The sequence below is a fragment of the Nostoc sp. WHI genome (assembly GCF_015714725.1).
In the GTDB taxonomy this organism is placed as follows: domain Bacteria; phylum Cyanobacteriota; class Cyanobacteriia; order Cyanobacteriales; family Nostocaceae; genus Nostoc.
This window is the reverse complement of the sequence record NZ_WBKM01000345.1, coordinates 26,940-38,638: the sequence shown is the minus strand read 5'-3', so window position 1 is coordinate 38,638 and position 11,699 is coordinate 26,940. Positions and strand designations below refer to the sequence as shown.

At 40.9% G+C, this 11,699-nt stretch carries 15 protein-coding genes; 12 read left to right on the top strand and 3 right to left on the bottom strand.

Annotated features, from left to right (window positions below):
• The 4 genes from F8S12_RS35260 to F8S12_RS35245 form a co-directional block, all read left to right on the top strand.
• Positions 1-266, top strand: a 266-nt coding sequence (locus F8S12_RS35260) for a zinc ribbon domain-containing protein (RefSeq protein ID WP_196520942.1), incomplete at its 5' end; no start/stop codon positions are given.
• A gap of 293 nt (positions 267-559) precedes the next feature.
• A complete protein-coding gene (locus F8S12_RS35255; protein ID WP_196520945.1) occupies positions 560-1,054 on the top strand; it encodes a GNAT family N-acetyltransferase in 495 nt (164 codons plus the stop codon).
• Between the two features lie 30 nt (positions 1,055-1,084).
• Entirely contained in the window at positions 1,085-1,762 is a 678-nt protein-coding gene (locus F8S12_RS35250) for a ComF family protein (RefSeq protein WP_196520940.1), read from the top strand.
• Between the two features lie 85 nt (positions 1,763-1,847).
• Entirely contained in the window at positions 1,848-2,303 is a 456-nt protein-coding gene (locus F8S12_RS35245) for a PPC domain-containing protein (protein WP_196520938.1), read from the top strand.
• 69 nt (positions 2,304-2,372) lie between these two features.
• Here the strand turns inward: F8S12_RS35245 and cobS are convergent, their stop codons facing one another.
• On the bottom strand, positions 2,373-3,149 hold the full coding sequence (gene cobS, locus F8S12_RS35240) for an adenosylcobinamide-GDP ribazoletransferase (protein ID WP_196520936.1): 777 nt from the start codon (positions 3,147-3,149) through the stop codon (positions 2,373-2,375).
• Between the two features lie 378 nt (positions 3,150-3,527).
• Here cobS and F8S12_RS35235 point away from each other — a divergent pair, with 378 nt between their 5' ends.
• The 6 genes from F8S12_RS35235 to F8S12_RS35210 all read left to right on the top strand — a co-directional run bounded on the left by F8S12_RS35235 (position 3,528) and on the right by F8S12_RS35210 (position 7,360).
• The gene (locus F8S12_RS35235) at positions 3,528-3,977 is read left to right on the top strand and encodes a hypothetical protein (RefSeq protein ID WP_196520934.1); all 450 of its coding nucleotides are present in this window, start codon (positions 3,528-3,530) and stop codon (positions 3,975-3,977) included.
• Between the two features lie 252 nt (positions 3,978-4,229).
• The gene (gene tgt, locus F8S12_RS35230) at positions 4,230-5,378 is read left to right on the top strand and encodes a tRNA guanosine(34) transglycosylase Tgt (RefSeq protein ID WP_196520933.1); all 1,149 of its coding nucleotides are present in this window, start codon (positions 4,230-4,232) and stop codon (positions 5,376-5,378) included.
• 64 nt (positions 5,379-5,442) lie between these two features.
• Positions 5,443-5,580 (top strand): photosystem II reaction center protein K, encoded by a 138-nt coding sequence (locus tag F8S12_RS35225; protein ID WP_006195022.1) that lies wholly within the window; start codon positions 5,443-5,445, stop codon positions 5,578-5,580.
• A gap of 185 nt (positions 5,581-5,765) precedes the next feature.
• Complete coding sequence (locus tag F8S12_RS35220) at positions 5,766-6,062, top strand: 2Fe-2S iron-sulfur cluster-binding protein (RefSeq protein ID WP_196520944.1); 297 nt, start codon at positions 5,766-5,768, stop codon at positions 6,060-6,062.
• A 270-nt stretch (positions 6,063-6,332) separates the two neighbouring features.
• Positions 6,333-6,449, top strand: a complete 117-nt coding sequence (gene psbM / locus F8S12_RS35215) for a photosystem II reaction center protein PsbM (RefSeq protein WP_196520931.1) — start codon at positions 6,333-6,335, stop codon at positions 6,447-6,449.
• A gap of 434 nt (positions 6,450-6,883) precedes the next feature.
• Positions 6,884-7,360 (top strand): hypothetical protein, encoded by a 477-nt coding sequence (locus F8S12_RS35210; protein ID WP_196520929.1) that lies wholly within the window; start codon positions 6,884-6,886, stop codon positions 7,358-7,360.
• A 57-nt stretch (positions 7,361-7,417) separates the two neighbouring features.
• Here the strand turns inward: F8S12_RS35210 and F8S12_RS35205 are convergent, their stop codons facing one another.
• A complete protein-coding gene (locus F8S12_RS35205; RefSeq protein WP_196520927.1) occupies positions 7,418-7,813 on the bottom strand; it encodes a nuclear transport factor 2 family protein in 396 nt (131 codons plus the stop codon).
• Positions 7,814-8,115: 302 nt separating this feature from the next.
• On the opposite strand from F8S12_RS35205, the gene F8S12_RS35200 reads away from it, so the two are divergent.
• Complete coding sequence (locus tag F8S12_RS35200; RefSeq protein WP_230968494.1) at positions 8,116-9,021, top strand: DUF4437 domain-containing protein; 906 nt, start codon at positions 8,116-8,118, stop codon at positions 9,019-9,021.
• Positions 9,022-9,153: 132 nt separating this feature from the next.
• Here the strand turns inward: F8S12_RS35200 and F8S12_RS35195 are convergent, their stop codons facing one another.
• Positions 9,154-9,948, bottom strand: coding sequence for an aspartyl/asparaginyl beta-hydroxylase domain-containing protein (locus F8S12_RS35195; RefSeq protein ID WP_196520925.1), 795 nt, complete (start codon positions 9,946-9,948; stop codon positions 9,154-9,156).
• Between the two features lie 115 nt (positions 9,949-10,063).
• Between F8S12_RS35195 and F8S12_RS35190 the strand changes: the two genes are divergently transcribed.
• Positions 10,064-11,533: a dihydroorotase gene (locus tag F8S12_RS35190; RefSeq protein WP_196520923.1), complete on the top strand. Its 1,470-nt coding sequence runs from the start codon at positions 10,064-10,066 to the stop codon at positions 11,531-11,533.
• Positions 11,534-11,699: the final 166 nt, after the last annotated feature.

Here is an 11,699-nt window from a genome sequence, read left to right as displayed (position 1 = left end):
GTAAATTTGGTAAGCTAGCGGTTGCTGTAGCACCACATTACACATCACAAAAATGTAGTAGTTGTGGTGTAATTGTGAAAAAATCTCTATCAACTCGTACCCATGCTTGTAGCTGTGGATGTAATTTACATAGAGATGAAAACGCAGCGATTAACATTTTAAACCTTGCAAAACAAGCTAGGGACGGGCAGTCCCGAAGTAACGCTGTAGGAGTTGGAATCTCTACGCTAGTTGGCGAAAGCCTGCTAGAGCAAATTCTGACGTAGATTACAGAATCCCCGTACCTTTAGGTCGGGGAGTGTCAATTGCCCTCTGCCTTTCTTCGGTTAAGAACTAGAAGCGCAAGAACTCGATTTCTGGCAAGAATACACCTGACTCTGCGTTGATGATGTAGATGTAGAGCCAATTTATTTGTTAAGGATGACTTTTTTTGGCAGTTGCAGAATTTACGCCTTGAGAGTACTGTCTGAAATCAACTCTGCAAGAATTGCTATTTGCTGGGTAAATTGGGATATGGATGCGGAAAAATTTTCTGTGTAAACTTGACCAGCAAATGGTAATGAAAAACTATTATCAAGATTTTTTAATTCGTGATTGGGTGGAAAGCGATCGCACAAGAGCCGCCGAAGTCATCAGTTATGTATTATCAGAATACGGTCTGGGGTGGGAACCTAACGGTGCTGACCGAGATGTGCTGCGAGTAGAAGAATATTATTTAACTACTGGAGGAGAGTTTTGGGTAATTGAACACCAAAGCCAGTTAGTCGGTACTGGGGCATACTACCCCATACAGCGTGGTGAAAAAGCTGTAGAAATCCGCAAAATGTATCTTTTACCCAGCATTAGGGGTTTGGGACTGGGGAAATATTTGTTACAACAGCTAGAAGCAGCGATCGCAAAGCGTGGTTTTGAGCAAATTTGGATTGAAACTGCTAGCGCTTTGGTCGAAGCAGTCAAGCTCTATGAAAGCAACGGCTACACTCCAGCAATGGTAGGTATTGAAACAACACGCTGCGATCGCGTGTATTTTAAGTCATTGGTCAAGGGTCATTAAGTAAGGACAAATGACAAAGGACAATTCTAAATGCACACTTGGACTAAAAATCTTACAGGCTTACTCAATCTTTTTCTCCAATCCCATTGCCCCCTGTGCCAACGTGCAACTTCCCAAGAATTCTGTCAGAACTGCACCAGACAACTGCAAAAATGTCAACGCAAAGACCCGATTTCTTTGTGGCAAGAGCCACTACCAGTATTTGGCTGGGGGGAGTATGGTGGCCCGGTGAAACGAGCGATCGCGGCGATGAAATACGAAAATAAACCCCAAATAGCTCGTCCTTTGGGTCAATGGTTAGGAGAAGCATGGTTGTTAAATTCACCGAGGCGAGATAGCCAGCCTGTGGTAGTTCCCATCCCACTCCACCCCAGCAAACAAAAGCAACGTAAATACAATCAAGCCGCACTGATAGCACAAAGCTTTTGCGAAATAACTGGATTAAAATTGAAACTAAACGGTTTAGCAAGAGTGCGAGAAACTGAAGCGCAGTTTGGTTTATCGGCATCTAAACGAGAAAAAAACTTGGCTGAAGCTTTTGCTGTTGGACAAGAATTTCGCGATCGTCCCCCAAATGTCCCAGTGCTGTTAGTAGACGACATTTATACTACTGGTGCTACTGCCAGGTCTGCTGTGCAAACACTTCGTCAGTATGGAATTGTAGTTTTAGGATTAGTAGCTGTAGCCACTGCCGTAAAAGACGGATAAATCAAGAGTAATGGCAAGCTTTGGCTTAAAAGTGGATTAATTGACCAATTTACTCTATATTTGGGGAAAAATTCTTTGAAGTGTTATGAATAAAGCTTTTGCAGCAGATTTAAAACAACTCATTATCATTCCTGCCACGTTGCTAGTAATAGGCATAAGTACGAGTGCAGCTTTTGCTCAAAATAAGTTGTATAGTCCAATCCCTTTATCTAACAGTACTGAACTTGACGATAGCCTTTCAGACAAAGACATTCCCACAGGTCAAGGTGGGTTTGCCCGTGATTACACAGTGAAGCTGGAAAAGGGCGATAATTTAGCAGTTGATCTGTCATCTGAAAGCTTTGACAGTATCATCACACTGCTAGCACCTGATGGTTCGACTCTGGCAGAAAATGATGATGCTCCTGATGGGAGTAGCAATTCCCTACTATTTACCCGCATTGTAGAGACAGGAACCTATGTTGTTCGTGTCCGGTCTTTTGGGGAAACTGGGGTTGGGGCTTTTAAACTCAAAGTGACAAAGCTGCAACCGATTAAGTGAGTGCTGAGTGCTGAGTGCTGAGTGCTGAGTGAAGAGTAGGGGAGTGAGAATAACTCCTGACTGCTCACGCTAACTTCCTACAACGGTTAATACACAGAGGAATAGGGCTTCAGTCCACTCAACGACTGCGCCGTAGGTATCTCCAGTGTGTCCACCTAGTTTGTGGTTGAACCACGCACCAGTTAAAGTGGCGATCGCACTTCCAGCAAGTATCATTGCCAGTGCAAGAAATACTTGCTGTTGATCTATCAGCACAAGTAAACCACTTAAACTAAACAGCAACAACAATCCCGGTAACAAATCTTTATAAGAACGAATGGCTTGTTTGTGAAATGCACCTTTGCCAGTTGGTTTTAGGTAAGGGTATCGCGCGATCGCTAGTTGTTGTCCCCAGCGTCCCCAGCCACAAGCAGCCATTAGCAACAACCAACGGTTTTCTGATATATCAGTCAACGCAGTTATTTTCAGTAGCACTAAGGCGATCGCTGCCATTGCTCCAAACGCACCTGTGGCACTATCTGCCATCACCTCTAGCCGCCGATTTGGGTCGCCCACTGCCAAACCATCGGCTGTGTCCATTGCCCCATCTAGGTGCAGTCCTCCAGTTATAGCAATCCAAATACTTACTACCAAAGCACTACGAGTTAACACGGGCATCCCAATAGAATCCATCCCTGTATCCAATAATCCTAAAATTCCCCCAATTATCAACCCTACAAGCGAAGCAAGACGTGCCACTCCCCCAAAGTCCAAACCGTGCAAATACGGTAGTGGAATACTAGTGTAAAATATAATACTAGCTGCCAGCTTTAACAGCAGCTTTTTCCACCACTGTTGTTTCGTCATCTGAATTAGATTAATATTTGGTAAGCTGCTGGATAATAGTTTTAATTCCGATACAACCGATATGAGCGGACTTTAAAGCTTTAGATAAGATTTACTTCATATTAGAAATTCTCCCTAAAAATTTTGTTATGCTAAATCTCAGTGGTAAGTCAATATATTTGAGCAATTTTTTATACGGCACTATGTGATTTAGGAAATTACAATTCCATTAGCGATCAAAAATTTGTGTTTTGTATTCGTTAACTAAAAACTTACTTCAGATTATTAGACAATCGCCCTACAAAATTGATATTTTTTTAGATGTAGGGAGTCAACAAGCTGTTAAATTGACTTTCTAGCAGTGTTGTCACTCTCCGTAGCTCTAATCGCTATTTCCCTATGAGTCACCATCTACCCGACATTAGGATACCAGCTCCGTGCATTATTAACACGGGCATCATTGTGAATAAGCTCGACATACGGCGATTGCTGACAGATTTAGGTCGAGTCCACTACATCTACACCCAAGAAGATAAGGTACTGAGCGAGGGTGAAGGGGATGTGATGGAGGTTTTTGCCAATCCGCAAAGGTCTACCTTAGTGGCTAACCACGCGCTATACCTGAATGTTTGTAGTTTTGATTACTTGGAACTAAAACAGTCGTCGCAACAAGAAACCTACTTCGATTTGATGCAGGATGGGGTTTGTCTGCGATTGATTCCCCGCTCAACCCCTTTACAAGAGCGACGGGAGCGATTCAATATCAGCGCCATAGAAGCGATGATGGAGCAAGTACTCTCAGCCAGATGGGATGCAGAAATTGATGATGACTGTTCTGATTCTTTCTAAATAACAATTATTACAGTATATACTCGTAAAGTTGGTAACTAGGTTAGTAGTGAGTGCTTAAGTGTTGACTTAAACTTAATGACCAGTTTTTATGTTTTTCCATAATTTAGCCAAATAATATTAATTTTGCCCTAATACCATTTGGTTTTATGGCTGCTAGTTATGGATTTTTGAAACTCTTTACCGATTAGCGTTTCACAATCCAAAATCGTTCGGCTGAACGCTCACGACAAGTCTAAAATCCAAAATGGCATGAGTGCGAATTTTTCCTTTGAATGTCTTGCTTGCTGTAGTCAGACAAAAGCTAGAGCAGGACTGTTTTTCACTCCTCACGGTGTTGTAGAAACCCCCAGATTTATGCCAGTGGGAACGCTGGCAAATGTCAAAACCGTCACCCCAGCCCAACTACGAGATACTGGGGCGCAAATGATCTTATCCAATACTTATCATCTTCACCTACAACCAGGAGAAGCGATCGTGGCTGGAGGTGGTGGGTTGCACAAATTTATGGGTTGGAACGGGCCAATGCTCACAGATTCGGGTGGGTTTCAGGTGTTCAGCTTAAGCGAGATGCGAAAAATTACTGAAGAAGGCGTAACTTTCCGATCGCCCCATGATGGACAAATTATTAATTTAACACCGGAGCGTTCAATTGAAATTCAAAATATTTTAGGGGCAGATGTGATCATGGCGTTTGATGAGTGTCCGCCATACCCAGCGACTCGCCAAGAGGTAGAAACCGCAACTGAGCGCACTTATCGCTGGTTAGAACGCTGTATAAAGGCTCATAAAAGCAGTGAGCAGGCTTTGTTTGGGATTGTGCAGGGAGGCGTGTATTTGGATTTGCGTTGCCGTGCGGCTAAAGCTTTGGCTAAGTTAGATTTGCCCGGATATGCCATTGGTGGCGTGAGTGTGGGAGAACCACCAGAATTGATGGCTGAGATTGTAAAAGTGACAGCACCGCTTTTACCGCCCGAAAAGCCGCGTTACTTGATGGGTGTGGGTACTTATCGGGAAATGGCGATCGCGATCGCATCTGGTATAGATTTATTTGATTGCGTAATTCCTACACGCTGGGCTAGACATGGAACGGCAATAGTCCAAGGCGATCGCTGGAATTTAAAAAATGCTAAGTTTCGTGAAGATTTTGCGCCATTAGATGAAACTTGTCCGTGCTACACTTGTCAAAATTTCAGCCGCGCTTATGTATCTCATTTAGTGCGATCGCAGGAAATTTTAGCTTATACCTTGTTAAGCATTCACAATATTACCGAACTAATTGGGTTTACGCAAAAAATTAGAGAAGCAATATTAAGCGATCGGTTCACCACAGAATTTGGTCACTGGCTCAACTCACCTGAATTAGCATCAGATGAAGAGGAAATGACAAATGATCAGTGACCAAACCATGTTAAGATACTTCTCAATTATGAACGCTGTGTTGGATAGGTGGATTTAAACAAACATGGAAGCAGCACTTTTATTAGCAAAACTGCCTGAAGCTTATCAAATCTTTGACCCATTGGTGGACGTTCTCCCAGTTATTCCCGTATTCTTCTTGTTGCTTGCTTTCGTTTGGCAAGCAGCCGTAGGATTTAGGTAAGTTAATCTATTTTTCAATTTATAGGACAGGTGTTATGCCTGTTCTATTTTTTTGTCGCGTCATCTTTTATAAAATTAATATTTATTAATATTTTGTAATGGATTAATATAATAAATAAGATGGGAATCAAGCCATGTCAATATGAAGCCTTGAAAGCCAAGCCTACAGTCAAGGAGGAATTAGCTATGGGTAATATCAAATTTGTTAAAGAAAATAAAGAAGTAGTAGTGGCCGATGGTGCTAATCTTCGACTCAAGGCGATGCAAAATGGTATTGATATATATAAATTAATTGGCAAGATGACGAATTGCGGTGGCAATGGTCAATGTGGCACTTGCATTGTCGAGATAGTAGAAGGACTAGAAAATCTTTCCCCCCGCACAGATGTAGAAAACCGGAAATTCAAGAAAAAGCCGGAAAATTACCGCCTTGCCTGTCAAACTTTAGTGAATGGCTCAGTCAGTGTAGTCACAAAACCTTAAGTTCTCAAATCTGCTATTGTTTCAATTTGTATCAGTCAGTAGTCCAAATACTTGCCAAAATTGAGTTTCCAATCTACAAGACCCTTCTCTACAAGACGCTCCGCGTAGCTTGCTTCCCCATAGGGGTAAGGCAAGTGTACAGTGAGCTTTGTCGAACTGCTTAGGGTAACGCGCTACACGAACATTTTGAATTTTGAATTGGTATAACTCTGTCGTCGATAATGCTATCCTAATGTTGTTGACTGGAAAATTAAGAGAGGCTTTCTTGCTATGCAAGTTAATGACCTGGGGTTCGTAGCAACTATTTTGTTCGTGCTAGTTCCCACTGTGTTTTTACTAATTCTGTACATCCAAACTAATAGCCGCGAAGGTGGAAAAGATAGTTAAGAGTTTGTGTATCAAATAAAGAACCCCTCCACCAATAATGTAGGGGTTCTTTATTTGTCAACCGATAACTGAGCGCTGAGTAGTAAAGACAAAATCTTGTAATTAATTATGTTTACCTACTTATTAGTACAAAGTAGAGTTAGGAGTTATTACAATACGCTTCAGTTAAGATTTGTTGATAAAAATTCTAGATCGGAAAGATGCGATAAGTCGCCGTCACGACGAAAGATTAATTATTGTAGAGACGGCGATTTCTCGCGTCTCTTGCCCTAACCGAACCGTATTGGGAGTGGGGAGTGAGAATTTTGAGGCTCTGAGGGAGATGAATAGAGTTCCAAAGCCTCCCCCATCTTTCTCTGCCCCCTTAATCCCTCAGCCAGACGGTTAGCAGGAGTGGTAGTATATTTTAACGGCTGCTCTAATCCTTGCTATTGATGAACAAACCATTGGATGAAACGCTGTCAATCGAAATTGCTGAAGGCATAAACAGCAGAGCTAGTACTCCGTTTGATAATGCTTACAAAGCAGCATTGGCCACTGAGGGCGCAAAATATGTTCAGGGATTTTTAGCTTTTGCTGGAAAGCCATACAGACCGATTGAACACAGTTGGATTGAGCTAGGCGACGCCTCCGATATACGCATTGTCGATCCCACATTTCCGCACCTGAACAAAAATCCCCAAGAAATATGGTATTTTGCAGCACAAAGACTGACCGTAAAGAAACTGAAAGCCATCATTGAAGAATCGAAAGAAGATTATCCAGAAGATGATCCATTGCCAATATATGGTGAACCACCTTATGAATATTACGGTGATGTAATGCTAGGTGGTTTAGACTACTTAACAGCATATCAAGCAGCAGAGGCTAAGTGCAGAGAAATCAACGAACTCAACCCTGAGAGTAACTAAGGAGAGTGAATTAAATAATTCATAATTATGAATTACGAATTACGAATTACAAATTATTTAATACGATTTGCCATCGCTGCCAAAGTATTCCCGATAGGCGCAAATTTTGTCTCCACGCACATCCCAAGAAACTGCTACGCGATTTTTGTAAGGTTTTTCCAACAAACGTCCCTCATCCCGAAACTCAAAAACAACCGTTGTGTCATTGCTGATACAACGGTCTAGGGTCAAAGTGAGTCCGCCTTGGAATGATTCAGAAACGTACTCGAAAAACTCTCTAGCTCGTTCTTTTCCCACATTTAACCCGTGAAATTTACCCACCGGAAACCAAAGGGTAAAATCTTCTGTGAGCATATCTAGAAATGCTTGCCACTTTCCTGTTGCTAGACCATGCGTAAAATGCTCAAATGCTTGTTGAGCAACTTTTAAAGTATTTTCTGACTCTTGTGTCATTGTGGCTCCCCTTTAATATCTAACAAAAGCAGGTTTCCAAAAAAATGTGATAAAAGAATGTATCAATTAACAAATAGTCATACGTCTAAGCCAATTTTATTATATTTACTTTTAGTATTCTAATTTTTGTATTTTTATTTCGATTAAAACTCAAGGCTAATTAATTAAGCAAGTCTAATCAATATGCTCTAAGTAAAAAGTTAGTAGATGCAGGAAACAGATATGGTTAAAGGACATGATGACAATAAAATCTCATATTCACTCGATAATTTAATCTTCCACACACATATACAGGTATTAAAATGAACAAAAACACTTCGGCAGGGCGCAAACATGTAGAAACTGAAGAATCACTTAACTCAGTTCTTAACTTTCCACAAGTGCCTTTTAACGTAAAAAACTTTATTATTGGTAAACACGGTACTGCTCAGGTTCTATCCGTCAACGAAAGTACAGGTGAATCTACACAGCGAGTCGTCCTGAAAAAGGGTTGGAACGCACCTATCGGTCATTTCACTACCGATGTGGAGATTTTTGTGCTAACCGGCGCACTTTGCCAGGGTGGTTTTACACTACGCAATCTCAGTTACTCTTTCATTCCATCTGGCATACCTACTGGCCCTTGGAAAACGGAAGAAGACACCATTATCTTGTGGATGCCAGATGCTACCCCCACTTACATCACAGAAGACTACGCAAGCCTTGAACAAATCCCGGAAACTTCTGTATATCATGTGAATATGCAGACTCATGAACGGATGACTGAGTATGTTCCCTTGGAAGAACTCCACGCCATGAAATGGGAAAGCACAACCTTCTTACCTCCTGGTTCAGCACGTAAAAGCCTGTATACCAATAAAAAAACCGGACGCGCCACATGGATTCTAGGCTTAGTACCTATGTGGATTGAAGGCAATTTCTATGCTGGTCATCCTACTACTGAGGAGGCATACGTCATTTGTGGAGATGTGCTTGGACATTGGTCTATGAACGATGATCCTTTTAATAGACGCTATACAGCAATGTGCAAAGACGGCTATTACTGGCGACCAGCACACATTCCACACGGCCCGTTCTGGACGGAAAGTGGAGCATTACTTCTGTTTCGCACCAATGACCGTCTAGACTGTTATTGGATACTGCATAATCCAGATATTACTCAGCAAGATCAGGCACGTCTTCAGGCTGCACTCGATAAGGACAAGTAAGTCTTTAATATTGCCATTCAAATAATTTCACCAGTGAGTGTGGAGACATTTGAAAACCGTAGGAATTTTAAGAGAAGCTGGGGAATTTATATTCAATTATTTTCCTCAGCCAGTGTGGAGTTCATATTAAGCTTATAAGGCTTTATCCCACTCTAATTGATGAGCTAAACCATACTTGATAAAATCTTCTACTTTAGCTTGATCACTTTTACCAAAAACACCTAAACTGTAAGGATTATCTTGCATCCGTTGTGTGACTTGCTCTTTTTCAAATCGGATCACTTCCTCTCTAAGCTTATCTGGTTTAAAAAAGTCTACAACCAAAACTGTTCTATCATAATCGGTGTAATTATGTGGACAGTGTGGATAGCTATGATCTAAAACCATGAATTTTCCTTCATGCCAATAAAGGCGATCGCAGCATATTTTCATAGCTATATCTCCATCTGGTACAATCAATCCTAGATAGCCACGATTCATGTGAGGATTATAGTTCACATGCAGTTTGATATCCAAGCCTGGATGGAATGTACCAAAATACACATTTCTGATTAAATTATCATCAATCAAGTTCACTTTTTCTATTGCTTTAGCTAAATTTGGGAAATATTTCTCTCTTAATACAAATGCTTTTTCTGAGGCATCATCTAATCCATAATCAGGATATTGTATTTGATGCACTTGAACATATTCTTCAATAAACATCCCTTGAAATAAAATACCAAAAGCACTGTATTTCGCATTACCTTTTGTTTTAATCGTTTTACTTTTAGGCCCTAGAATATCGTAAGTGAATTTTAACTCCTCATTAGATGCCTGCTTAATAAAGTGTGTAAACTCATCTCTAATAACTTGCCAATTATCTTGAAAGCTTTTGAGAAAAGGAAATTGCTGTGGATTAATATGATACTCATTAAAACTTTCCATTGTCTTTTCTTCTGAAGATAATTGAATAAAAAACGTTACATGGTAATAGGATTTGGTCTGCGTCCCGGTATGATGTTGAAATTCCTGACTAAACTCATTTTACTGTGAGGTTTACGTGTCTGAAACTCCCGTATTAGATCAAATTATCAAAAATGTGCGGGTAGTTCGTCCCCATCATGATGCAATCGAACTACTTGATTTAGGAATTAAGGATGGGAAATTTGCCCAAATTGCCCCTAATATTAGCCCAGACACAGGTAAAGAGGTATTTGATGGCAAAAACCTGTTGTGCTTTCCTGGAGTCGTGGATGCCCATATGCATATCGGTATTTATCAACCCCTTAACCAAGATGCTGTGACTGAAACCAAAGCAGCCGCAATGGGGGGAGTAACAACTAGTCTTAATTACATCCGTACAGGACAGTATTATCTCAACAAAGGCGGTTCCTACAGCGATTTTTTTCCAGAAGTGTTGGCGTTATCCGCAGGTAATTTCTTTGTAGATTACAGCTATCACGTCGCACCTATTGCCAGTCAGCATATCGATGAAATACCTCTACTGTTTGAGGAACATGGTATATCTTCGTTTAAAATCTTCATGTTTTATGGCGGTTATGGGTTGCATGGTTTGTCAGACCAGCAAAACCTCTTTTTGATGATTAATAAAGAGGAACGGTACGATTTTGCCCATTTTGAATTTATTATGCGCGGTCTAACTCGCTTGATGAAAGCACATCCAGAAGCGCGAGATATTATCAGCTTAAGTTTGCATTGCGAAGTTGCAGAAATTCTCAACGCCTACACTAAAATAGTTGAAAACGATTCTAGTCTTAGCGGATTACGCGCTTACAGTGCAGCGCGTCCCCCTCATTCTGAAGGATTAGCAATTTGCATTGCTTCTTACTTAGCACATGAGACTAACTGTGCAAATATCAATTTGTTACACCTAAGTTCGCGTAAGGCAATGGAAGCAGCTTTAACTATGCAAACTGCTTTTCCTCATATCAACTTTCGGCGAGAAGTTACTATCGGACATTTATTATTAGATGTCGATACTACTAATACAATTTGGGCAAAAGTCAACCCTCCCATTCGTCCTCGTGCCGATGTGGAATACTTATGGCAAGCAGTACTCAATAATCAAGTAGATTGGATTGTTAGCGACCACGCTTGCTGTTCTGCTGAACAAAAAAGAAGTACTAAAGACCCAAACAATATTTGGTTAGCCAAGTCTGGTTTTGGCGGTACAGAATATTTACTTTCTGGTGTATTTAGTGAAGGCAGCAAGCGAGGAATGTCTTACAACCACATGGCTAAGTTGTTATCTTGGAATCCATCACGGCGTTTTGGTTTGTTAGAAAAAGGCGATATTGCCATTGGCTATGATGCTGACTTGGTGCTGGTAGACCCCAATGGAACTTTTGTAGTAAGTGCGGCTGAGTCGGAGTCACAACAAGGTTATACACCTTTTGAAGGAGTAGAGTTAACTGGGCGGGTCAAAAGTACCTTTTTACGGGGAAATCTTATTTACAACAACGGACAGGTTTTGGGTTCTCCTACTGGGCGCTATTTAAAAAGATCATAGAGTGACAATAACATTTTTAGTACTTTGTCAAGCTAGTAATAAAGGGTTTGTAGTAAGCACTTTAATGCTTAGAAAATAAGGACTGAAGTCCTTACTACGAACTTGCTTACCCATCAATTTCAACTTGAAAGATTACTAGAGTTATTCTTCAGGCTTATATTTGTCT